At 70.6% G+C, this 23,935-nt stretch carries 15 protein-coding genes and 1 tRNA gene; 6 read left to right on the top strand and 10 right to left on the bottom strand.

From position 1 onward, the window contains the following. Nucleotides 1-103: 103 nt before the first annotated feature. Both ACIBJF_RS03750 and ACIBJF_RS03745 read left to right on the top strand, forming a co-directional pair. Nucleotides 104-1,480, top strand: coding sequence for a pyridoxal phosphate-dependent decarboxylase family protein (locus ACIBJF_RS03750; RefSeq protein WP_399172036.1), 1,377 nt, complete (start codon nt 104-106; stop codon nt 1,478-1,480). Continuing rightward, nucleotides 1,477-2,889, top strand: coding sequence for a lysine N(6)-hydroxylase/L-ornithine N(5)-oxygenase family protein (locus ACIBJF_RS03745; protein ID WP_399172035.1), 1,413 nt, complete (start codon nt 1,477-1,479; stop codon nt 2,887-2,889). Before ACIBJF_RS03750 ends, ACIBJF_RS03745 begins: the two co-directional genes overlap by 4 nt. Nucleotides 2,890-2,941: 52 nt before the next feature. On the opposite strand, the gene ACIBJF_RS03740 is transcribed toward ACIBJF_RS03745, so the two are convergent. Beyond that, entirely contained in the window at nt 2,942-4,759 is a 1,818-nt protein-coding gene (locus tag ACIBJF_RS03740) for a bifunctional metallophosphatase/5'-nucleotidase (protein WP_399172034.1), read from the bottom strand. 208 nt (nt 4,760-4,967) lie between these two features. Here ACIBJF_RS03740 and pyk point away from each other — a divergent pair, with 208 nt between their 5' ends. After that, complete coding sequence (pyk, locus tag ACIBJF_RS03735) at nt 4,968-6,404, top strand: pyruvate kinase (RefSeq protein ID WP_399172033.1); 1,437 nt, start codon at nt 4,968-4,970, stop codon at nt 6,402-6,404. 260 nt (nt 6,405-6,664) lie between these two features. Here the strand turns inward: pyk and ACIBJF_RS03730 are convergent. Then, nucleotides 6,665-6,737 (bottom strand) — tRNA-Leu (locus ACIBJF_RS03730). Nucleotides 6,738-6,839: 102 nt separating this feature from the next. On the opposite strand from ACIBJF_RS03730, the gene ACIBJF_RS03725 reads away from it, so the two are divergent. Continuing rightward, nucleotides 6,840-7,496, top strand: a complete 657-nt coding sequence (locus ACIBJF_RS03725) for a response regulator (RefSeq protein WP_356304553.1) — start codon at nt 6,840-6,842, stop codon at nt 7,494-7,496. Nucleotides 7,497-7,563: 67 nt separating this feature from the next. Here ACIBJF_RS03725 and ACIBJF_RS03720 read toward each other — a convergent pair whose 3' ends face one another. The 7 genes from ACIBJF_RS03720 to ACIBJF_RS03690 form a co-directional block, all read right to left on the bottom strand. Further along, nucleotides 7,564-8,280, bottom strand: a complete 717-nt coding sequence (locus tag ACIBJF_RS03720) for an ABC transporter ATP-binding protein (protein WP_351800624.1) — start codon at nt 8,278-8,280, stop codon at nt 7,564-7,566. After that, nucleotides 8,277-9,227 carry an ABC transporter ATP-binding protein gene (locus tag ACIBJF_RS03715; protein WP_399172032.1) on the bottom strand — a complete coding sequence of 317 codons (951 nt, stop codon included), beginning with the start codon at nt 9,225-9,227 and terminating at the stop codon, nt 8,277-8,279. The genes ACIBJF_RS03720 and ACIBJF_RS03715 overlap by 4 nt, the downstream gene beginning before the upstream one ends. Nucleotides 9,228-9,233: 6 nt before the next feature. After that, the gene (locus ACIBJF_RS03710) at nt 9,234-11,012 is read right to left on the bottom strand and encodes a branched-chain amino acid ABC transporter permease (RefSeq protein ID WP_399172132.1); all 1,779 of its coding nucleotides are present in this window, start codon (nt 11,010-11,012) and stop codon (nt 9,234-9,236) included. A 5-nt stretch (nt 11,013-11,017) separates the two neighbouring features. Then, nucleotides 11,018-11,956, bottom strand: a complete 939-nt coding sequence (locus ACIBJF_RS03705; RefSeq protein ID WP_399172031.1) for a branched-chain amino acid ABC transporter permease — start codon at nt 11,954-11,956, stop codon at nt 11,018-11,020. 109 nt (nt 11,957-12,065) lie between these two features. Next, on the bottom strand, nt 12,066-13,274 hold the full coding sequence (locus tag ACIBJF_RS03700; RefSeq protein WP_399172131.1) for a branched-chain amino acid ABC transporter substrate-binding protein: 1,209 nt from the start codon (nt 13,272-13,274) through the stop codon (nt 12,066-12,068). Nucleotides 13,275-14,067: 793 nt separating this feature from the next. After that, on the bottom strand, nt 14,068-14,559 hold the full coding sequence (locus tag ACIBJF_RS03695; protein ID WP_399172030.1) for a hotdog fold thioesterase: 492 nt from the start codon (nt 14,557-14,559) through the stop codon (nt 14,068-14,070). 48 nt (nt 14,560-14,607) lie between these two features. Continuing rightward, nucleotides 14,608-16,920 carry an FdhF/YdeP family oxidoreductase gene (locus ACIBJF_RS03690; RefSeq protein WP_399172029.1) on the bottom strand — a complete coding sequence of 771 codons (2,313 nt, stop codon included), beginning with the start codon at nt 16,918-16,920 and terminating at the stop codon, nt 14,608-14,610. 181 nt (nt 16,921-17,101) lie between these two features. Between ACIBJF_RS03690 and polA the strand changes: the two genes are divergently transcribed. Next, a complete protein-coding gene (polA, locus tag ACIBJF_RS03685; RefSeq protein WP_399172028.1) occupies nt 17,102-19,828 on the top strand; it encodes a DNA polymerase I in 2,727 nt (908 codons plus the stop codon). A gap of 1,123 nt (nt 19,829-20,951) precedes the next feature. On the opposite strand, the gene ACIBJF_RS03680 is transcribed toward polA, so the two are convergent. Further along, nucleotides 20,952-21,839, bottom strand: coding sequence for a DUF4184 family protein (locus tag ACIBJF_RS03680; RefSeq protein WP_399172027.1), 888 nt, complete (start codon nt 21,837-21,839; stop codon nt 20,952-20,954). Between the two features lie 341 nt (nt 21,840-22,180). On the opposite strand from ACIBJF_RS03680, the gene ACIBJF_RS03675 reads away from it, so the two are divergent. After that, nucleotides 22,181-23,896 carry a lytic murein transglycosylase gene (locus tag ACIBJF_RS03675; RefSeq protein WP_399172025.1) on the top strand — a complete coding sequence of 572 codons (1,716 nt, stop codon included), beginning with the start codon at nt 22,181-22,183 and terminating at the stop codon, nt 23,894-23,896. Nucleotides 23,897-23,935 lie beyond the last annotated feature (39 nt).

Below are 23,935 nucleotides of genomic sequence, written 5' to 3'. Positions count from 1 at the left end.
CGTTGAGCTTTCGGGACACACGGGGCGCTTCCCGTACAAGCTGGAAGCCCAAGGCCCCGTAAAGCCGGAAGCCGGGGTCGGTCCACGAGCGGAGGGACAGCCGATGAGCGGTGAGGAACCTCTGCGCACGCCACCCCTCGCCTCGGGCCCGCACGGCCCCGACGCCCTGCGTCCCCTCCTCGGCACCGTCCTCGACGCGCTCGCGGCCGGTGCCCGGGCGCGCGGCGGGCCGTTGCCCGGCGGGGGACCGGAGGCCGTCGCCGCGCGCGTCGCCGACGCGCTCGGGGACGTACTCCCGGACCACGGCGACCCCGACGCCCTGCGCGCCCTCGTACACGCCCTCGCGGAGGGCGCCGCAGACCCCGCCGACCCGCTGTGCGCGGCCCATCTGCACTGCCCGCCGCTCGCCGTGGCCACCGCCGCCGACCTCGCCGTCAGCGCCCTCAACCCCTCCCTGGACTCCTGGGACCAGGCCCCGGCCGCCTCCGCCCTGGAGGCCGCGGTCACCCGCGCCCTCGCCCACGCCGCCGGCCTCGCCGACGCCCTCGTCACCACCGGCGGCACCGAGTCCAACCAACTCGCCCTGCTGCTCGCCCGCGAGGCACACGGCGGCAGCGTGCGCCTCGTGTGTGGGGCCAACGCCCACCACTCGCTGCCACGCGCCGCCTGGCTGCTCGGCCTGCCCGACCCGGTCGTCGTCCCCGCGGCCGGCGGCACCCTCGACCTCGCCGCCCTCGACGAGGCCCTCACCACGCTCTCCGGCCCCCTGCTGGTCACCGCCACCGCCGGCACCACCGACGCCGGCCTCATCGACCCGCTGCCCGAGATCGCCGGCCTGTGCGCCGCGCACGGCGCCCGCCTGCACATCGACGCGGCCTACGGCGGAGGCCTCCTCTTCAGCGACCGGCACCGGAAGAAACTCGCCGGGCTGGAAGCGGCCCACACCGTCACCCTCGACCTGCACAAGCTCGGCTGGCAGCCGATCGCCGCAGGCCTCCTCGCCGTCGCCCGCCCCGGCGAACTCGCCGTCCTCCACCAGCGCGCCGACTATCTGAACGCCGACGACGACACCGACGCCGGCCTCCCCGACCTGCTCGGCCGCTCCCCGCGCACCACGCGCCGCCCCGACGTCCTCAAGACCGCGGTCACCCTGAAGACCCTCGGCCGCACCGGACTCGGCGCCCTCGTCGACCAGGTCTGCGCCCACGCACACGGCTTCGCCGCCCTCGTCCGGGAACACCCCGGCTTCGAGCTGTACGACCAGCCCGTGATCAGCACCGTCCTGTTCCGCCCCGCGGACGCCACCGACGACGCCGTCGCCGCCGTACGCCGCAGGCTGCTGCACGAGGGCCGGGCCGTCCTCGGGCGCACCCGGCTCGACGGCCGCCTCTGGCTCAAGGCCACCCTCCTCAACCCCCACACCCGGCCGGACGACCTGGCCCAGCTCCTGAAACTCGTCGAAGAAGGCACCCTCGCATGACCAACCCCCCACGACACGAGCCCACATCCCCCCGCGACCTGGTCGGCATCGGCATCGGCCCGTGCAACCTCTCGCTGGCAGCCCTCGCCCACCCGCTCGCCGAACTCGACGCCGTCTTCTACGAACAGCGCCCCGGCTTCGACTGGCACCCCGGCCTGCTCATCGAGGGCGCCACCATCCAAGTGCCCTTCCTGGCCGACCTGGTGACCCTCGCCGACCCGACCAGCCCGTGGAGCTTCCTGAACTACCTCAAAGCCCGCGAGCGGCTCTTCCCCTTCTACTTCGCCGAGCGCTTCCACCTCCAGCGCGCCGAGTACGACGCCTACTGCCGCTGGGTCGCACAGAGCCTGCCCGGGCTGCGCTTCCGCCACCAGGTCGACGCGGTCCGCTGGGACCCCGAACGAGACGTCTTCGAGGTCGACTTCACCCAGCTCGACGCCGAGGGCGAGGCCGAGGCCCTGGGCCGCACCTACACGCGCAACGTCGTCCTCGGCGTCGGCACCGCGCCCCACGTGCCCGATCCGCTCCAGCCCCTGGTGGACGCCCCGGGCGTGCCGGTCGTCCACGCCGCCGACTACCTGGACCACCGCGCCGAGATCCTCGCCGCGGACCACGTCACCGTCGTCGGCTCCGGACAGTCCGGCGCCGAGGTCTTCCTCGACCTGCTGCGGCACCGCCCCGCCGGACGCGAGAAGCTGCACTGGATCGGCCGCAGCGAGGCGTTCGCGCCGATGGAGTACTCCAAGCTGGGCCTGGAGCACTTCACCCCCGACTACACCCGCTACTTCCACGCCCTCGCCGAACCCGTCCGCGACCGGCTGGTCGCCGCCCAGTGGCAGCTGCACAAGGGCATCGACGCCGGCACCCTCGCCACCATCCACGACGAGCTGTACCGGCGCACCCTCGACGGCGGCTGGCCCGACACCGTCCTCACCCCGGGCGTCCGGGTCCGCACCGCGGGCCGCATCGCCAACACCAGGATCGAGCTCCACCTGGAACACCTCCAGCAGGACAGCCGCTCCCGGCTGACGACCGACGCCGTCGTCCTCGCCACCGGCTACCGCGAACGCCCGCTCGGCCGCATCCTCGCCGGGCTCGACCCCTACATCCGCCGCGACAGCAGCGAACGCCCGTGCATCGACGAGGAGTTCCGGCTCGTCCTCGACCCGTCCGTGACCGGCTCGGTGTACGTCCAGAACGCCGAACGGCACACCCACGGCGTGGGCGCCCCCGACCTTGGCCTCGCCGCCTGGCGCAGCGCCACCATCCTCAACTCCCTCACCGGAAAGGAGCCCTACCCGCAGCCCTCACGAACCGCCTTCACCTCGTTCGGACTCGAGGCAGCACCGCACCGCATGCCGCAGGCCCGCCAGGCACCGCGCCTCACACCACTGGTCGAGGGAAGGTGACGGGCGGCAGCCGCCCGACGCCGCCGCCGCGCCACCCCCGCCCGGCACCGAGCTACGCCACCCCCTGGAACACCGGCACACCGTCCCGCACCAGCTTCCAGTCCGCCGACGCGAAGTCCTTCGGGTCCAGCACACCCTTCGCGGCGACCCACTCCGCGATCCGGGTGCGGATCTCCGTGGACTCCGACCACAGCTCCTGCGCGGTGGCCACGTGCGGGAACGCACCGCCGCCGTTCGCCCGGTAGTTGTTCACCGCCAGGACGAACCGCTGGGCGTCGTCCAGCGGGGCGCCGTCGAAGGTGAGGTTCCTGATCCGGGACCCGGCCGGCCGGGCGATGTCGATGTCGTACGACAGCCCGGAGACGTAGTCGTAGTTGTAGTCGGGGCGGCCACCGGCGTTGGTGAGGTTGTCGACGTCGACGGGGGCGCCGGCGGCCGTCTGGACGTAGTACTCCGCCGAGTACTCCAGGTACGCCCGCACCTGGGCCCCCGTCAGCAGCTTGGCGACCAGCGTGTTGTCGTACACGTACAGGCCCGACAGATCCCGGATGGTCACATCGCCCGCCGGGATCTCGGAGGTCCGGGAGAACGGCGAGGCCTGGGCGATCACCGGCAGCGAGGCGTACGAGGTGCCCGCGAGGGCCGCCTTGACCACGTCCTCCTGCACCTTGGTGATCAGGTCGATGATCGGGGCGTCCTTGTAGCGGGCCTCGACCGTGGTCAGCGTCTCGGTGGCCCGGCCCACCACCTGGTTGACGTACGCGACGACCTTCTGGTGCTCCTCCTTCAGCAGCCGGGTGATCTCCGGGTCGTCGGCGACCGTGTTGGAGTTGCGCAGCGACGCGGAGACCGACTCGACCTCCCACCCGCCCCTGCCGAAGACCAGCTCGATGTCGAAGAGGGTGAGCCGCTCGGCGTAGCACAGCGGCTCGGAGAGCACGACCGTCCTGCCGGTCTTCTCGTTGACGACCTTCAGCTCGGGGATCTCCACATGCGCGTGCCCGACCAGGATCGCGTCGATGCCCGGCACCTTCCGGGCCACGTCGGCGGCCGCGTTCTCCACGTACGGCACCTGGTCGCCGTACGACGAGGTGCCCGACGTACCCGAGTGCGCGGACACCACGACCACGTCCGCGCCCATCGACCTCAGCTTCGGCACCCAGCGCGCGGCCTGCTCCTCAAGCCCCGGGAACGCCAACCTGCCCTGCACGTAAGCCTTGTCCCAGATCGCGATGCCCGGGTTGGTCAGACCCAGCACGGCCACCTTGACCGGCTTGGCGCCGGGCACGTGGAACGTCTTGACGACGTACGGCGGGAAGGCGGGCCGCAGGGTCTTCGCGTCGACCGCGTTGGCGCCGAGCAGCGGGAAGTCGAGCTGCTCCTCGAACTTCCGCAGGGTTTCGATGCCGTAGTTGAACTCGTGGTTGCCGAGCGCCGCCGCGTCGTACCCGATCGCGTTCATCGCCCGCGCCATCGGGTGCACCGGGCCGCCCTCGGCGGTGATCGGGTCGACCTTGGCGTAGTAGTAGGTCAGCGGAGTGCCCTGGATGGTGTCACCGGCGTCCAGCAGCAGGGTGTTGCGGCGGCCCTTCTCCCTGCGCACCTCCTCGACCAGGGTCGAGATGCGGGCCAGGCCCATCGCGTTGCCGGCCTTGTCGGAGTACTCCGCGTCCTTGAAGTAGTCCCAGTTGAAGACATGGCCGTGCAGATCGGTGGTGCCCATGACGGTCAGGGAGTACCGCTTGACGGGGTGAACGGGCGTGTGGGGCTGCGCGGCCTCGGCCGCCGGAGCCGCCGCCGCGCCGGCGATCGCCACTCCCGCCCCCGTGGCGGCGGACTGCTTGATGAACTTCCGGCGGTTCAAAGGCATCTCATGGTCTCCTCGTGAATCAGTCAACGACGCGCGTAGATTCTGACTTGGACATGACCCGCCACGCCAGACTTCACACGAAGGGAATTCGCTCATCGGAGCGAGTGACCGCACAATTCAACACTTGTCAATGACCCTTTACTCAAAGGTTGTTGAGTGGTCACGTGGGGCCGATTCTCTACCCGCTGGTAAGGCCTAGGCTCGACATATGCGCCGAGCAAAGATCGTCTGCACTCTGGGGCCCGCCACCGACTCGTACGACCAGATCAAGGCACTGGTCGACGCCGGAATGGACGTGGCCCGATTCAATCTCAGCCACGGCACCCACGCCGAACACGAGGAGCGCTACCAGCGAGTGCGCAAGGCGGCCGACGAAACCGGCCGCAGCGTCGGAATCCTCGCCGACCTTCAAGGCCCGAAGATCCGGCTCGGCCGTTTCGCCGAAGGACCGGTACTCCTTGAACGCGGCGACGCCTTCACCATCACCGTCGAGGAAGGCGTCGAAGGCGATCGCCACCAGTGCGGCACCACCTACGCCGGCCTCGCCGCCGACGTCACCACCGGTGAGCGCGTCCTCGTGGACGACGGCAAGGTCTGCCTGGAGGTCACCGCGGTCGACGGCCCACGCATCCGCACCCTCGTCGTCGAGGGCGGCGTGATCTCCGACCACAAGGGCCTCAACCTCCCCGGCGTCGCCGTCTCCGTCCCCGCCCTGTCCGAAAAGGACGAGGAGGACCTGCGCTGGGCGCTGCGCACCGGCTTCGACGTCATCGCGCTCTCCTTCGTCCGCAGCGGCGACGACGCCAAGGGCGTACACCGGATCATGGCCGAGGAGGGCCGCCGCCTCCCCGTGATCGCCAAGATCGAGAAGCCCCAGGCCGTCGCCAACCTCGACGACATCGTGGCCGCCTTCGACGGACTCATGGTCGCGCGCGGCGACCTGGGCGTGGAGATGCCCCTGGAACAGGTGCCGATCGTACAGAAGCGCGCGGTCAAACTCGCCAAGCGCAACGCCAAGCCGGTCATCGTCGCCACCCAGATGCTCGACTCCATGGTCGACAACGCCCGGCCGACCCGCGCCGAGGCCTCCGACGTCGCCAACGCGGTCCTCGACGGCACGGACGCGGTGATGCTCTCCGGCGAGACCAGCGTCGGCAAGTACCCGGTCGAGACCGTACGCACCATGGCCAAGATCGTCGCGGCGGCCGAGGAGGACATGCTCGCCAAGGGCCTGCCCCCGCTCACCGAGCGCAACAAACCCCGCACCCAGGGCGGCGCGGTCGCCCGCGCGGCGGCGGAGATGGGCGACTTCCTGGGCGCCAAGTTCCTGGTCGCCTTCACCCAGTCGGGAGACACCGCCCGCCGCCTCTCCCGCTACCGCTCCCCGATCCCCCTCCTGGCCTTCACCCCCGAACCGGCCACCCGCTCCCAGCTCAGCCTCACCTGGGGCGCCGAGACCTTCCTCGGCCCGCACGTCGACTCCACCGACGCCATGGTCGACCAGGTGGACGAGCTGCTCCTGAAGTACGGCCGCTGCGAGAAGGGCGACATCGTGGTGATCACGGCGGGCTCCCCGCCCGGCGTCTCCGGCTCGACCAACATGGTCCGGGTCCACCACATCGGGGAGGACGACAGCCCGAAGTAACTGGCCGGGGCTCCATTTGCGGGGCCTTTTCAGTGTTTGGGGCCGACGTGGGTGTCGCGTGCCGGGAGATGCCCATTTCCATGCTGACGGAGTTCAGGCTTCGACCCTGGCCCACCGGCGCGAGGGCTCGCTTGCGTGTGCTGATGTCGTACATGCGAACACCGTGCGTGAGTGATCGCAGCAACACGCAGCAAAAAGCGGATGTTCACGAGAACGTGCACATCCGCTTATGAGGCGCGACCTTGGAATCAAAGGAAAAGTGCCCCGGGTGGGATTCGAACCCACGCTGTCGGTGGTTTGAGCACCGTGCCTCTCCCGCTGGGCTACCGGGGCTTCCTGCAAAACGAAGGTTAGCTGTGACCCTCCGCGCGTCCACCATACCGTAGCTAGGTAGGCTCTTGTCAGCAGTACCCCTGCCTGGAACGAGGAGCCCCCGTGACCCCCGAGTCGCCCCAGCCCGTAGACGTGCCCGACGACGACAAGTCGCACGTGCCTCCGCTGACGACCCGTGTCGTCATCGCCGAGGACGAGGCCCTGATCCGGCTCGACCTCAAAGAGATGCTGGAGGAGGAGGGGTACACCGTCGTAGGCGAGGCCGGGGACGGTGAGCAGGCCGTCGAGCTGGCCCGCGAGCACCGGCCGGACCTGGTCATCCTGGACGTGAAGATGCCCAAGCTCGATGGCATCTCGGCCGCCGAGAAGATCGCCGAGGAGTCCATCGCGCCGGTCCTGATGCTCACCGCCTTCTCGCAGCGTGACCTCGTCGAGCGTGCCCGGGACGCCGGTGCGATGGCGTACCTGGTCAAGCCGTTCAGCAAGAGCGATGTGGTCCCGGCCATCGAGATGGCCGTCTCCCGTTTCACCGAGCTGAAGCAGCTGGAGCAGGAGGTCGCCGACCTCACCCAGCGTCTGGAGACGCGGAAGCTGGTGGACCGCGCGAAGTCGATCCTGCAGACCGAGTACGGGCTGACCGAGCCGGCCGCGTTCCGCTGGATCCAGAAGACGTCGATGGACCGGCGTATGTCGATGCAGCAGGTCGCGGAGGCGGTCATCGCGGACAACGAGGAGAAGAAGGCGGCCAAGAAGGGCTGACGGCCGGCCTGTACGAGGAAGGCCCGCGCCCCGGAGAAGGGGGCGCGGGCCTTCCTCGTCGTTCGGGTCAGTCCTCGCCCAGGTAGGCCTTGCGGACCGACTCGTCGTGCAGCAGGTCCTGGCCGGTGCCGGACAGGACGATGTTGCCGACCTCCATGACATGGCCCTGGTCGGCGAGGGAGAGCGCCGCCTGGGCGTTCTGCTCGACCAGCAGGATGGTCGTGCCCTGGGACTTCAGCTCGTTGATCGTGGCCATGATCTTCTGCATCATGATCGGCGAGAGGCCCATCGACGGCTCGTCGAGCATGAGCAGCTTCGGCTGGGACATCAGGGCGCGCCCCATCGCCAGCATCTGCTGCTCGCCGCCGGAGAGGGTGCCCGCGGCCTGCTTGCGCCGCTCGCCCAGGATGGGGAAGAGGTCGTAGGCGCGCTGGATGTCCTTCTCGATGCCTTCCTTGTCCTTGCGGAGGAAGGCGCCGAGCTGGAGGTTCTCGGCGATGGTCAGGCGGGGGAAGATGTGCCGGCCTTCGGGGGAGTGGGCGAGTCCGAGTGCGACGATCTTGTGTGCCGGTACGCCCGTGAGCGGCTTGCCGTCGAAGACGATCTTTCCGGACGTGGGCTTGAGCAGGCCCGACAGGGTGCGCAGGGTCGTCGTCTTGCCGGCGCCGTTGGTGCCGATGAGGGTGACGACCTGGCCGGCCTCGACGCTGAACGAGATGCCCTTGACGGCCTCGATCTTGCCGTAGGCGACCCTGAGGTCCTCGACCTCCAGCAGTGCGGTCACTGGGTCTCTCCCTTGGTGGTGCCGGTGCTCTCCGCGTCGGCGGACTCCGTCTCCGAGTCGGTTTCGGCTGCGTCTCCTGCTGTCGGTGCTTCGGCCTCGTCCGCCGCGGCTTCGGCCTCGGGCTGGGCGGCTTCGGCTTCGGCGGCCTCGACCTCGGCGACCTCCGCCGCTCCCGGGTCGCCCTCGAAGGGCTCACCGAGGTAGGCGGCGACGACGCGCTCGTCGGCCTGTACGACGTCGGAGGTGCCCTCGACGAGCTTCTCGCCCTGTACGAGCACGGCGACCCGGTCGCACAGGTTGAAGATGAAGCGCATGTCGTGCTCGATGACGAGGACGGCGATGCCCTTGTCCCGGATGGCGAAGACCAGTTCCTCGGTGGAGCGGGTCTCCTGCGGGTTCATGCCGGCCGTCGGTTCGTCGAGCAGCAGCAGGCCCGGCTCGCTCGCCAGTGCCCGTGCGATCTCCAGCTTGCGCTGCTCGCCGTAGGGCAGGTTGCGCGCGAGGTGGTCGCGCTTGGCGGCGAGGCCGACGAACTCCAGGAGTTCCATGGCCTTCGCCTCGGACTCCTTTTCGGCCTTGCGGAAGCCGGGGCCGCGCAGCAGGGCCGACCACAGGCCCTCCTTGGTCCGCGTGTGGCGGCCCACGAGGACGTTCTCCAGGACGGTCATGTTGGCGAACAGCCGGATGTTCTGGAAGGTACGGGCGATGCCCGCCTGCGTCACCAGGTGCGGCTTGGGCGGCAGCACCTTGCCCTGGTAGGCGACCGTGCCCTCGGTGGGGATGTACAGGCCGGTGAGGCAGTTGAAGAAGGTGGTCTTGCCGGCGCCGTTGGGGCCGATGAGGCCGACGATCTCGCCGCTGTTCACCGTGAAGTCGACGGACCGGACGGCGGTCAGACCGCCGAAGCGCATCGTGACGTCACGGGCTTCGAGTACAGGTGTCGTCATGGTTCCTTACGCCCCTGCCTTGGTGACGGCCGGTTCGTCGGTCGGCGTCTTCTGTGCCGGCACGTCGAGCTGGTCGGTCTCGTGGAACTCCAGCTGGCGGCGGCGGTTGGCGATGATGCCCTCGGGCCGGAAGCGCATCAGCAGGACCAGTGCGATGCCGAAGGCGAACAGCTCGTAGTTCTGCAGGAACTGGAGCTTTTCCGGGACCAGGTAGAGCACGCTCGCGCCGAGCAGCGGGCCGCTGACGGTGCCCATGCCGCCGAGGACGACGGCGGCGAGCAGGAAGGCCGAGTTGGGCGGGGCGGCGCCGGCGAACTGGTACGGCTGCGGGTTGACGCTGTAGTTGACGTGCGCCATCACGGTGCCGGCGAGGCCCGCGAGGGAGGCGCCGAGCGCGAAGGCGATGAGCTTGACCCGGAAGCCGTTGATGCCCATGGCGGTGGCGGCGGTCTCGTCCTCGCGGATGGCGATCCAGGAGCGGCCGATGCGGGAGTCGGCGGCGCGGGTGAAGACGAGCACGACGATCGCCGTGATGAGGAGCATCAGGAAGAGGTAGTTGGCGAAGCGGCCGAGGGTGAATCCGCCGACGTCGTGGGCGTCACCCAGGTTGAACCCGAAGATCTTGATGTCGGGGATCTGGGTGATGCCGTTGGGGCCGCGTGTGACGTTCGGTCCGGAGTCGCCGTCCAGGCTGTTGACGGTGATGCGGAAGATCTCTCCGAAGCCGAGGGTGACGATGGCCAGGTAGTCGCCGCGCAGTCGCAGCGTGGGGCCGCCGATCAGGACGCCGAAGACCAGCGAGGCGGCCATGCCGGTGAGGGCGGCGGCCCAGAAGGGGAAGTGGACGTCGTAGGGGGAGTACTCGGAGCCGGAGACCAGTGCGGCGGCGTAGGCGCCGACGCCGAGGAAGGCGACGTAACCGAGGTCGAGCAGGCCGGTGAGGCCGACGACGATGTTCAGGCCGAGGGCGACGGTGGCGAAGATGAGGATGTTGACGCCGATGTTGGCGTTGTGGTCGTCGCTCTGGGTGAAGGGGAAGATCACGGCGGCGACGAAGGCCAGGGTGGTGGCGAAGCCCTTGTGGCGGGCGGACATCGTCGCGTACCGGTCGAGAAGGCCGGCGTGGACCAGGCCCCAGGCGCCGAAGACGAGGACGAGCAGGAATCCGATGAAGGTCTCGCTGTCGTCGTCGTTGATGCCGATGCCGTAGGTGAAGACGACCAGTCCGAGCGCGGTGCCGAGGGTGATGGCGGCGCGTTCGGCGAGCGGCGAGAGCGTGCCGGGGCGGGGCTGGTCGGGCTTGGTGAGGTAGCCGCGCAGGCCCGTACCGGGGGCCGGGTGGGGCAGGGCGAGGGCGCCGACGACGGGCAGTGCGGAGGCCGCCATCGCCACGTAGGCGCCGGGGTCCAGGTTCACCAGGCCGCCGAGGTCGACGGCGATGGCGATGCCGGTGAACCAGCAGACGGTGAAGGCCGAGAGGGTGATCAGGAGGACCGGGGTGGTGGACCTGCCCGGGTTCAGCCAGTTCAGCCCGCGCACGTTCCACAGGGTGAGCCCGTACAGCAGGGTGAGGGCGCCGGCCACGAGGGCGATGACCTGCAGGCCCGCCGGGTAGCCGTAGACCGTCAGGTCGCCGGGGAAGGAGGAGGTCCAGGTCCAGCTGAGGAAGGTGCTGGCGATGGTGCCGATCGCGCCGGCGACGATGAGCAGGCGGGCGGCGGCCGGCGGGAGCGGGACGGGCCCGCGCTCGGCCGGTTCGGGGGTCTCGGTGGTGGTGTCGGTCATGCTGCTCACGCCCTGTCCGCGACGCGTTCGCCGAGCAGGCCCTGTGGCCTGAAGAGGAGTACGAGGATGAGGAGGACGAAGGCCCACACGGGAGCCCAGCTGCCGCCGCCGAGTTGGTGCATGCCGGGGATGTCGGAGATGTAGGCGGTGGCCATGGCCTCGGCGAGGCCGAGGACGAGGCCGCCGAGCATGGCGCCGTAGATGTTGCCGATGCCGCCGAGGACGGCCGCGGTGAACGCCTTCAGGCCGGCGATGAAGCCCATGTCGTAGGAGACCGAGCCGTACTTGAGGCCGTAGGAGACGCCGGCGACGGCCGCGAAGAAGCCGCCGATGGCGAAGGCGATGACGATGATGCGGTTGGTGTCGATGCCCATCAGCTGGGCGGTGTCCGGGTCCTGGGCGGTGGCCTGCATGGCGCGGCCGGTGCGGGAGAGCCGGACGAAGAAGGCGAGGACCGCCATGCACACCGGGGCGGCGATGATCAGGAAGACGTCGCCGCTCTGCACGGTTACGGAGCCGAGGTGCAGCGGGCCGAACGGCAACTGCGGGAAGACGCGGGCGGATTTGGCGTCGCCGTCGACGTGGTACCAGTTGAAGACCGCCTGCTGCAGCGCGAGCGACAGGCCGATCGCGGTGATCAGGGGGGCGAGGCGTGGCGCGCCGCGCAGTGGTCGGTAGGCGAAGCGTTCGGCGCCGACGGCGATGAGTACGGCGACCAGTGCACCGCCGATCAGCATCGCCGGCAGGGCTATCCACATGGATATGCCGTCCGGCAGGACGAGGTAGACCGTGAGGGCGCCGAAGCCTCCGGTCATGAAGATCTCGCCGTGGGCGAAGTTGATGAGCTGGACGATGCCGTACACCATCGTGTAGCCGATGGCGATCAGCCCGTACATCGAGCCGAGGAACAGCCCGTTGGCCAGCTGCTGCGGCAGGGTGTTCACCGCATGGCCTCCATGTGGTGGGGAGAGTCAAGGGGGCGGTAGAAGGCGGGCCGCGCGGTGACGGTGGTCTGCGCCGCGCGGCCCTGGTGAGGCGATGTGCTTCGGTGGCTTACTTCGGGCTGGCCGTTCCGCTCTTGACGGACTTCCACTCACCGTTCTTGACCTGGTAGACGGTCAGCTGCTTGTTCGTGGTGTCGCCGTACTCGTCGAACGAGATCTTGCCGGAGATGCCGTCGAAGGAGGTCTTCTGGACGGCGTCGACGATCTGGGCGCGGGCGTCGGACGGAATCTTGCCGTCCTTCACGGCCTGGCCGACGGCCTTGATGATGGCGGTTGCGGCGTCGTAGGCGTAGGAGCCGTAGGTGCCGTAGTCACCGGGGTACTTCTTGGCCTTGTAGGTCTCGACGAAGGTCTTGGCGGCGGGCAGGGTGTCGACCGGGACGCCGATGGAGGTGACCAGGTCGCCCTCGGCGGCCTTGCCGGCGGTCTTGATGTAGGTCGGGGTGAACATGCCGTCGCCGCCGAACAGCGGGATCTTGGCGCCGGCGTCCTTGAGCTGCTTGGTCAGCACCTGGGACTCGTCGTACTGGCCGCCGTAGTAGAGCAGGTCGGCACCCGAGTTCTTGATCTTGGTGACCAGGGTGGAGAAGTCACGGTCGCCGGTGTTGACGTGGTCGGTGCCGATGACCTTGCCGCCCTGCTTGGTGAACTGCTCCGTGAAGATCTTGGAGAGGCCCGCGCCGTAGGTCTGCTTGTCGTCGACGACGAACGCCTTTTTCGCGTGGACGCCGTTGTAGGCGTAGTCCGCCGCGTAGGCGCCCTGCAACTCGTCGGTGGTGGCGGTGCGGAAGTAGGTCTTGAACGGGCGGGCCTTGCTGGTCTGCCAGTTCTTGCCCTGGGTGAGCTCGGGGTTGGTGTTGGACGGGGAGATCTCCACCAGGTTGGCGGTGGCGAAGACCTGCTGCATCTGCGTGGCCACACCGGAGTTGAGCGGGCCGACGACGCCGAGCACGCTCTTGTCGGAGACGAGCTGGGTGGCGTTCTGCTGGCCGGTGGCCGGGATCGCCTTGTCGTCCAGCGCCTTGATCTTGAACGTGACGCCCGGAACCGTCTTGTTCTTGTTGGCGTCGTCGACGGCGATCTGGGCGCCGTACTGAATGCCCAGGCCCGTCGCGGAGTTCTGGCCGGTCAGCGGAGCGTCGACGCCGATCGTGACGGTCACGTTGCCGCTGTCGCCGCCCTTGCTGTCGTTGTTGCGGGAGCCGCAAGCGGTGAGAGTCAGAGCTCCGGTGGTCAGCACGGAGGTAAGAATCACCAGAGAACGCTGTCGCACTATCGATCCTTTCCGCAGGCACGTTCCGCCCCTTGGGGTGCGGAGCTGCCGCGCCGGTACCGAACTCCCTATGGAGCGGTGACTGGCCGTGACTCTAAGCGTGTGTGAGGAACGTGGAGGAGTGCTTGACCAAGGCTGTGACGCTCTTGTTATGACACGGGGTAATGCAGAGCGGTACTGCGTGGGGGGAAAGCAGGAATTAAGCCCGATTCACCCTGTCCGCATTCTGAGAACCTGCAGGCCTTGCCCTAATCGGTTCAGGCGTCTCGGCGGTTTTGGTGATTACACGACACCGTTGCTGCAGGCTACTTGCGTGGTCCCCGGGGGTGTTGCGCATCAGGGGGTGCAGCCGGGGAAATATGAATGCGTATTGCATGCATATTACGCAGGGTTACGCGCGGGAAAAGGGAGTTGAGGCTGAGGGGGAGGGTGGAGGCGGGGGTGGAAGCCGGCGCGGAAGGCGAGGCTTCGGAACTTCTCCGCGTTTGCGCGCCGAGGATGGGGCCGCGTGCGGGCGGCCGGGTGCGGGCGGCAGGTGCGGTGAGCCACGGGCGGCGCGCGCTGCGGGCGGTGCGCGCATGTGGGCTGGGGCGGCCGTCCGGTGGGCCGAGCGGGGTGGGCTCCGAAGGCATCTGGCGCCACGTCAATTAAGTGGAGGGAACAGGCTGTTTGTATTCCGTGCCCGAGGTCCGCGCCCGGCGGCGGGCCGCTACGCGGAGCAGCCCCTTCGCCGGGCGGGACGGCTCGGCGGGGCCGGCCGGCCCCGCCGGTCGGTGTGTCAGGGGCGGGCGCCCTGGACGCGCGCGGCGTCGGCCTCGCCCACGTCCCGCAGCAGACAGGTCAGCCGGGCGCTGCACACCCGGCGGCCCTGCTCGTCGCTGATCACGATCTCGTACGTCGCCGTCGAACGGCCCCGGTGCACCGGCGTGGCCACACCGGTCACCAGTCCCGAGCGGACCCCGCGGTGGTGCGTGCAGTTCAGGTCCACGCCGACGGCGATCTTCGAGCTGCCGCCGTGCAGCATGGAGCCGACCGAGCCGAGCGTCTCCGCCAGCACCGCGGAGGCGCCGCCGTGCAGCAGGCCGTACGGCTGCGTGTTGCCCTCCACCGGCATGGTCCCGACGACCTTCTCCGCCGAGGCCTCCAGGATCTGCACACCCATCCGCGTGCCGAGATGCCCGGCCGAGAACAGGGCGGGCAGGTCGACACCGAGCGCGGCGTACTCGTCGATGACCTCCTGCGGGAATTGCACCTGCTGCTGCTCGCCCATGGGCCCGGCTCCTTCGTCGTACACCTGTCTGTATGGCTGAGCGAACGCTCAGTCGGTCGCCGATTGTTCCAGACGGGCGTCCGGGTCAGCGGTGTGACGTTCGAGACGTACGACCACGGACTTGCTGGCCGGGGTGTTGCTGGTGTCGGCGGTGGCGTCGAGCGGGACGAGGACGTTCGTCTCGGGGTAGTACGCCGCCGCGCAACCCCGGGCCGTCGGGTAGTGCACGACCCGGAAGCCGGGCGCCCGCCGCTCCACGCCGTCCTTCCACTCGCTCACCAGGTCGACGTACGACCCCTCGGCGACCCCGAGCGCCCGCGCGTCCTCGGGGTGCACCAGCACCACCCGGCGGCCGCCCGTGATGCCCCGGTAGCGGTCGTCCAAGCCGTAGATCGTGGTGTTGTACTGGTCGTGCGAGCGCAGGGTCTGCAACAGCAGCCGGCCCTCGGGCAGTTCGGGGTACTCCACCGGCGCCGCCGTGAAGTTCGCCTTGCCCGTGGCGGTCGGGAAGCGGCGCTCGTCGCGCGGGGCGTGCGGCAGGGCGAAGCCGCCCGGCCGGGCCACGCGCGCGTTGAAGTCGTCGAAACCGGGGACCACGCGCGCGATGCGGTCACGGATCGTGGCGTAGTCCTTCTCGAACTCCTCCCACGGCACGACGCTGCTCTCACCGAGCACGCGGCGCGCGAGCCCGCAGATGATGGCCGGTTCCGACCTCAGGTGCGCGCTCGCCGGCGCCAGCCGCCCGCGCGAGGCGTGCACCATGCCCATCGAGTCCTCGACCGTCACGAACTGCTCGCCGCTCGCCTGCAGATCCCGCTCGGTGCGGCCCAGTGTCGGCAGGATCAGCGCCCGCGCGCCCGTGACGGCGTGCGAGCGGTTGAGCTTGGTCGACACGTGCACCGTCAGCCGCGCGCGCCGCATCGCGGCCTCGGTGACCTCGGTGTCGGGGGAGGCGGAGACGAAGTTGCCGCCCATGGCGAAGAACACCTTCGCCTCGCCGTCGCGCAGCGCGCGGATGGCCCGTACGACGTCGAAGCCGTGCTCGCGCGGCGGCGCGAACCCGAACTCCTTCTCCAGCGCGTCCAGGAAGGCCGGGGCGGGCCGCTCGAAGATGCCCATGGTGCGGTCGCCCTGCACGTTGCTGTGCCCGCGCACCGGGCACACGCCCGCGCCCGGCCGGCCGATGTTGCCGCGCAGCAGCAGGAAGTTGACCACCTCGCGGATGGTCGGGACGGCGTGCTTGTGCTGGGTGAGGCCCATGGCCCAGCAGACGATGGTGCGCTTGGAGGCGAGCGCCATGCCGAGGGCCTGCTCGATCTCCGCGCGGGTGAGGCCCGTCGCCCTCAGGGTCTCGTCCCAGTCGGCGGCGCGCGCGGCCTCGGCGAACTCCTCGAATCCGTGGGTGTGTTCGCGGACGAACTCCTCGTCGACCGCGCCCTCCGTCTCCAGGACGAGCTTGTTGAGGAGCCGGAAGAGGGCCTGGTCGCCGCCGATGCGGATCTGCAGGAACAGATCGGTGAGCGCGGCGCCCTTCAGCAGGCCCTGCGGCGTCTGCGGGTTCTTGAACCGCTCCAGGCCGGCCTCCGGCAGCGGATTGACGCTGATGATCCTCGCGCCGTTCGCCTTGGCCTTCTCCAGCGCGGAGAGCATGCGCGGATGGTTCGTGCCCGGGTTCTGCCCCGCGACGATGATCAGGTCGGCCTTGTGGAGGTCCTCCAGCAGGACGCTGCCCTTGCCGATGCCGATGGTCTCGCTGAGCGCCGACCCGGACGACTCGTGGCACATGTTGGAGCAGTCCGGCAGGTTGTTCGTGCCCAGCTCGCGCGCGAAGAGCTGGTACAGGAACGCGGCCTCGTTGCTGGTGCGGCCCGAGGTGTAGAAGACGGCCTCGTCGGGGGAGGAGAGCGCGGTGATCTCCTCGGCGACGATGTCGAAGGCGCGCTCCCAGCCGACCGGCTCGTAGTGCGTGCCGCCCTCGGCGAGGTACATGGGGTGCGTGAGCCGGCCCTGCTGCCCCAGCCAGTAGCCGCTCCTCGTCGCCAGGTCGGCCACGGAGTGCGCGGCGAAGAACTCCGGGGTGACCCGGCGCAGCGTGGCCTCCTCGGCCACCGCCTTCGCGCCGTTCTCGCAGAACTCCGCCTTGTGCCGGTGGTCCGGCTCCGGCCAGGCGCAGCCCGGGCAGTCGAACCCGTCCTTCTGGTTCACCCGCAGCAACGTCAGTGCCGTGCGCCGCACACCCATCTGCTGCTGGGCGATGCGCAGCGTGTGTCCGATGGCGGGCAGCCCCGCCGCCGCGTGCTTCGGCTCCGCGACCTGCGGCGCGTCCTGAACCGGATCACCCTTGGGCGGCTTCGTCGCCATCGCACGCTCCCCTTCGACTGCGTGTGAGAAGTACGGTGCCGATCCTGCCACGGGGCACCGACAGCCGGGCCCGGAGGGCATACGGGAACTCCGGCAACTCTCGGTGAGCGAGGGCAACCCTGCGCAGCCCTCCACTCGGTCCCGGACCGGAGTGTCAGTGCGGCGTGGCAGGATCGGGGACGTGGCAGAGACAGCATCGAAGAAGACCGACAAGACCCCCGGCGGTACCCGTCCACGGCTGATGCTCATGGACGGGCACTCGCTGGCCTACCGCGCGTTCTTCGCGCTGCCCGCGGAGAACTTCACGACCGCGACCGGCCAGCCGACGAACGCGATCTACGGCTTCGCGTCGATGCTGGCCAACACCCTGCGTGACGAGGCGCCCACGCACTTCGCCGTGGCCTTCGACGTCTCGCGCAAGACCTGGCGTTCGGAGCGGTTCACCGAGTACAAGGCGAACCGCTCCAAGACCCCGGACGAGTTCAAGGGCCAGGTCGAGCTGATCGGCGAGCTCCTCGACGCGATGCACGCCCCGCGCTTCGCCGTGGACGGGTTCGAGGCGGACGACGTCATCGCCACCCTCGCCACCCAGGCCGAGGCCGAGGGCTTCGAGGTGCTGATCGTCACCGGCGACCGCGACTCCTTCCAGCTGGTCACCGACAACATCACCGTGCTGTACCCGACGAAGGGCGTCTCGGAGCTGACCCGCTTCACCCCGGAGAAGGTTTTCGAGAAGTACGGATTGACGCCCGCCCAGTACCCGGACTTCGCGGCCCTGCGCGGCGACCCGTCCGACAACCTCCCCGGCATCCCCGGCGTCGGCGAGAAGACCGCGGCGAAGTGGATCAACCAGTTCGGCTCCTTCGCCGAGCTGGTCGAGCGCGTCGAGGAGGTCAAGGGCAAGGCCGGGCAGAACCTCCGCGACCACCTGGAGTCGGTCAAGCTCAACCGGGTCCTCACCGAGCTGGAGCGCCAGGTCGAGCTGCCCAAGGCGGTCGCCGACCTGGAGCGGGCCGCGTACGACCGCAAGGCCGTCTCGATGGTTCTGGACACCCTGGAGATCCGCAACCCGTCCCTGCGTGAGCGTCTCTTCGCCGTCGACCCCGGCTCCGAGGAGGCCGAGGCCACGCCGATCGCCACCGACGGGGTGGAGCTGGACGGCAAGATCCTGCGCACCGGCGAGCTGGCCCCCTGGCTCGCCGAGCACGGCGCCGAGACCCTGGGCGTCGCCACCGTCGACGCCTGGGCGCTGGGCGCCGGCTCGGTCGCCGAGGTCGCCCTGGCCGCGGCCGGGGGAGCGGCCGCCTGGTTCGACCCCGCCGAGCTGGACGAGGCCGACGAGAACGCGTTCGCGACCTGGCTGGCCGACGCCGGCCGCCCCAAGGTGCTGCACAACGCCAAGGGCGCCATGCGTGTCTTCGCCGAGCACGGCTGGACCGTCGAGGGCGTGTCCATGGACACCGCGCTCGCCGCCTACCTGGTCAAGCCGGGCCGCCGCTCCTTCGACCTGGACGCGCTGTCCCTGGAGTACCTGCACCGCGAGCTGGCGCCCGCCGCCGCGGCCGACGGCCAGCTGGCCTTCGGCGCCGACGAGGGCGCCGAGGCGGAGGCCCTGATGATCCAGGCCCGCGCGGTCCTCGATCTCGGTGCGGCCTTCGAGACCCGCCTCGCGGAGGTCGGCGCGGCGGACCTCCTGCGCGACATGGAGCTGCCCACCTCCGCCCTGCTCGCCCGCATGGAGCGCCACGGCATCGCGGCCGACCGCCCGCACCTCGAAACGATGGAGCAGACGTTCGCCGGTGCGGTGCAGCAGGCCGTGAAGGAGGCCCACGCGGCCGCCGGCCACGAGTTCAACCTGGGCTCGCCAAAGCAGCTCCAGGAGGTCCTCTTCGGCGAGCTGGCCCTGCCGAAGACGAAGAAGACCAAGACCGGCTACACCACGGACGCCGACGCCCTGGCCTGGCTCGCCACCCAGACCGACAACGAACTGCCGGTGATCATGCTCCGCCACCGCGAGCAGGCGAAGCTGCGGGTCACGGTCGAGGGCCTGATCAAGACGATCGCGGGCGACGGCCGTATCCACACCACGTTCAACCAGACGGTGGCGGCGACCGGCCGCCTGTCCTCCACGGACCCCAACCTCCAGAACATCCCGGTCCGCACGGACGAGGGCCGCGCGATCCGCCGCGGCTTCGTGGTCGGCGAGGGCTTCGAGTCCCTGATGACCGCCGACTACAGCCAGATCGAGCTGCGCGTGATGGCCCACCTCTCCGAGGACGAGGGCCTGATCCAGGCGTTCACCTCCGGCGAGGACCTGCACACCACGGCCGCCTCCCAGGTGTTCGGCGTCGAGCCCGCCGCGGTGGACGCGGAGATGCGCCGCAAGATCAAGGCGATGTCGTACGGCCTGGCCTACGGCCTGTCCGCGTTCGGCCTGTCCCAGCAGCTGAACATCGAGGCGGCGGAGGCGCGCGCCCTGATGGACGCCTACTTCGAGCGCTTCGGCGGCGTCCGGGACTATCTTCGCCGCGCGGTCGACGAGGCACGGGCGACGGGCTACACGGCGACGCTCTTCGGCCGCCGCCGCTACCTCCCCGACCTCAACAGCGACAACCGCCAGCGCCGTGAGGCCGCCGAGCGCATGGCCCTCAACGCGCCCATCCAGGGCACGGCCGCCGACATCGTCAAGATCGCCATGCTCAAGGTGGACAGCGCCCTGCGGGCGGCGGACCTGAAGTCCCGCATGCTCCTGCAGGTCCACGACGAAATCGTCCTGGAGATCGCCCCTGGCGAGCGGTCGGCCGCCGAGCAGATCGTCCGCCAGGAAATGTCCAACGCCGTCCACCTCCGAGCCCCCCTGGACGTCTCGGTCGGCGTGGGCCCGGACTGGGAGTCGGCAGCGCACTAGCCCGCGGCGCTCGAGCGGAGGGGGCGTCGCGGCCAAGGCCGACCGCGACGCTCCCTCCGCCCGAGCAGCGGCACTGCGAGACGACGCCGGCCCGGACTCCCCCGCAGCAGCCGCCGGCACGGACTCCTCCTATCCCCGGGCCCACATCCCCACCGCAAAGGCGGTCAGCCCCCGCGCTCCCCAGTGGGGCCAGACCGGACGCAATCCAGGCCCCGCGCAACCCGCACCGTGAATCTCCCGGCTCACCTGCGTCCCGCCGCGAAGCGGTCAGCCCCCCGCGCTCCCCGGCGGTGCCGGACCGGCCGCTACGTGCGCCCGGGCCCCTTCCGCACCGTGAATCTCCCGGTCCACGCACTCCCGCCGTAATGGCGCTCAGCCTTCACCGCGCTCCCACGGCGGTTCCCGACCCCGCCGGAACCTGCGCCCGGGCCCGACCCCCGCACCCACCCCGATTTTCTCGGCCCCACCCACATCCCGCCGCAACGGCGCTCAGCCCCCACCACGCTCCCCGGCGGTGCCAAACCGGCCGCAATCCAGGTCCCGCCCAACCCGGACTCTGAATGGCCGGGCCCACCCACATCCCGCAGCGACGGCGCCCAGTCCCACCGCGCCACCCCGGCGGTGCCAACCCCCCGCAACCCACCCCCCCGCTGAGCCCCACCCCGCCCCACCAGCAGAAGAATCCGGCAGGGCACCCACACCAGCAATTCGGCCGAACCCCCGGAGGGACCCGTCACTCACGTGGACCCCGCCAATACGCCCCCCACCCCTCACAGCCGCAAAACTGCGGGCATGGGTATACGCATGCTTCACCGCCGGACACCCGAGGCAGACCTCCGGGGCTGGGCGGACTCCGTCTCGGCGCAGGCCATGTCGGCCTCGCCGGTCCCGGCCCTCGCGGCCGACGCAAGCACCGCCCGCATCCCCGCCGAGCTGACCGCGACCGTCCGCAGGGCCGCCGCCAACCTCCGGCACGGACTCGCCGGCCCGTCCGCCCCCGGGGAGCGCGCCGCCCCCGACTGGCGCCAGTGGGCCGATCTGGCCCGCGGCTACCTCGCCCTCGCGCTCACCACGATCCCGAGACGCCGCCCCCGGTGCACTCTCACGGTCTTCGTCGCGTCCCTCACCGAGCGACCGGCCGCCCCGGGCCCGCACCGACCACCCCACCGGGATCACCCGGACCAGCGAGACCCCCAGGACCGTCCGGAACCGGGCCCCGACGCCACGCCCTGACCCCGAGGGCGTACAGCACCACGCCCAGGACCAGCCCGGCGCCCACCCCGAAGCACAGGGTGGGCACCAGTTCCCACGGCCGCTCCGGCGCCCCCGCGGGCGCACGCCGGCGCGCCGCCCGCTGCACCGCCCCGGCCACCGCACAGCCCCCGATCACCGCGCCGGCCCACCACCGGTCCCGCACGGACAGCACGGGCACCCCCAGCGGCACCCCGTCCGGCGCACACCGCAGCGCACGCACGGCGAACACCGCGATCACGACCGCGGCCGCCACGGACGAGCCGTACTGCAGCCACGAGAACAGCGGCATGCCCGCCACCCGGCCCCGCCCGATGGCCGGAAGGAGCCGCGTCCCCCACCGCCCCTGATGCGTGAACGCGTCCCACACCACATGGGTCAGCGCACCCAGCACCGCGGAGACGTACCACCGCACCACCGCGACCGGACGGGCACGCGCGCGTGGCGCACCGCAGCGCAGCAGCACGGCCGGCCGCCCCTGCCGGCCCCGGGGCAGCAGCGCGAGCAACGGCTCGCGGACGAGCAGCCACAGCCCCACCAGCGCCCAGGAGATGAGCACGTCGACCGTGAAGACCCCGGCGAACGCGTGCGTGACCGCACCGAATTCCATGCCGCCCGGAAGGACATTCGCCGCGTAGTAGGTCATGTCGGGTGCGAAGGAGCCCGCGACGAGTACCGCCGGCACCAGCGGGCCGCGGCCGGTCCCGTCCCGGCGGACCGCGGGCAGCACGGCGGCCGCATGGCTGAGCGTGAACGGCAACAGAGCCCCCAGGAACGGTCGTCGGCCGTGGCGCCGGGCCGGTGATCGCGTCCGTCCAGTATCCGCCGACGAGGTCCGTCCGGTGCGCGGGACCGCCTCCTGGAAAGTTCGTGTCAACGACAGTTGGCCAACGGGTGAAAAACGGGCGCGAACGGGTCCCGACGCAAAGCAAGTTGTCGTAGGGTCACCTGCGGCGTGCCCTCCGGGGCGCGCGGCCGAACACACGTCGCACAAATGGAAGGGCGTCACAGGGGCAACCAGAACACCGGGTCAACCGTCACACCAGGGCGAGGCAGACAGACGGAGACGGACGCACGGAGTCCACAGGAGGGTTTCACTCGATGGCGGCGCATTTCGGAAGGCGGCTGCGCAAGGGGGCGGCGACCACCGCCGTGGCCGCGGCGGCGGTCGCGGCACTGTCCGCGTCCCAGGCTCCGGCGGTGCCCGGCGAGGATCACGGCAGACAGGCGACGGCCGGCTCCTCCGCCCCCGTACCCGACGCGACGTCCGAGGACAACGCCACCGGCAACTCGCCGTACTACACGGACCTGCCGCCGCTCAACAGCCCCGAACCCAGCCCCTCGCCGACCGCCACCGGCACCCCCGTCGCCCAGGGCGACGCCGAGGCCGGCATCCCGGCGACGGTCCTCGACGCCTACAAGAAGGCCGAGGCCGAACTGCGTTCCGCCAAGCCCGGCTGCAACCTGCCCTGGCAGCTGCTCGCCGCCATCGGCAAGGTCGAGTCGGGCCAGGCCCGCGGCGGCCGGGTCGACGCCGACGGCACCACGATCGGCCGGATCCTGGGCCCGGCGCTCGACGGCAACGGCTTCGCGCTCATCAAGGACACCGACCACGGCGTCTACGACGGCAACACCGAGTACGACCAGGCCGTCGGCCCCATGCAGTTCATCCCCTCGACCTGGGCCTGGGCGGGCCGCGACGGCAACGGCGACGGCAAGAAGGACCCCAACAACGTCTACGACGCCGCCCTCGCCGCCGGCCACTACCTGTGCCGCAACGGCTGGGACCTCTCGCGCGAGGGCAACCTGCACAGCGCGATCCTCAGCTACAACAACTCGCAGGACTACCTGAACACCGTCCTGTCGTGGCTGGAGTACTACCGCAAGGGCACCCACTCCGTGCCCGACGGCACCGGCGACGTGCCCACCCACCGCAGCGACGACGGCAGCCCGCACGCCAAGTCCCCGAGGCACTCGAAGGCGCCGAAGCCCGACCCGAAGCCCAGCACGCCCGGCGGCGGGAGCGGAAGCCCCAGCCCGACCCCGCCGAAGTCGCCCGTCCCGCCGACGCCCCCGCAGACCCCCACCGACACCGTGGACCACCTTCAGGACGCGGGCACCGCCAAGCTCACCGCGATGGCCGGGCACGCCTTCACCGAACGGATCGGCACCCGCGCGGAGACCAAGGCAGGCAAGGCCGTCGCCAAGGTCAGGATCCGGTTCACCATCACCGGGGACACCGACGCCACCTTCGCCGGCGGCGAGACCGTGGCCACGGTCGCCACCGACGCCAAGGGCGTCGCCCTCGCCCCGGCCCTCCAGGCGGGCGAGAAGACCGGCGACTTCAAGGTCATGGCCACCGTCGTGGGCCGCACGGTCAAGGGCGTCGCCTACCCGGTCACCGTCACCGAGCGCGCCGCCGACACCCTGGCGCGCACCGACGACACCCCGCTGACCTGCACCCCGGGCGGCGAGTTCGCCGACCAGGTCCAGGTGAAGGCGACGTACAAGGGCGCCGTCGCGGACAAGGTGGCGGCCACCGCCACCCTGATCAAGTCCGACACCGACGCCACCGAGAACGACAAGGGCCCGTACTTCAAGGATGCCGACGGCAAGACCGTACGCACCCTCACCGGCCTCAAGACGGACGACAAGGGCCTGCTGACCCTGCCGAAGCTGTACGCGGACGACACCACCGGCACCTTCCTGCTGCGCATCACCACCGCCGGCGGGGCGACGCTCACCGTCGAGCTGAAGGTCGCGGCCGCGGACTCCTCGGCGAGCCCGTCCCCGTCCCCGAGCCCGTCCGCCTCCTGACACCACGCGCACCGGCAGGGCGCCCTCCCCGCACCGGCG

Source organism: Streptomyces sp. NPDC050743 (assembly GCF_044456925.1).
Lineage (GTDB): Bacteria > Actinomycetota > Actinomycetes > Streptomycetales > Streptomycetaceae > Streptomyces.
Note: the sequence above shows the minus strand (reverse complement) of the source record. Positions and strands in the feature narration are given on the sequence as shown.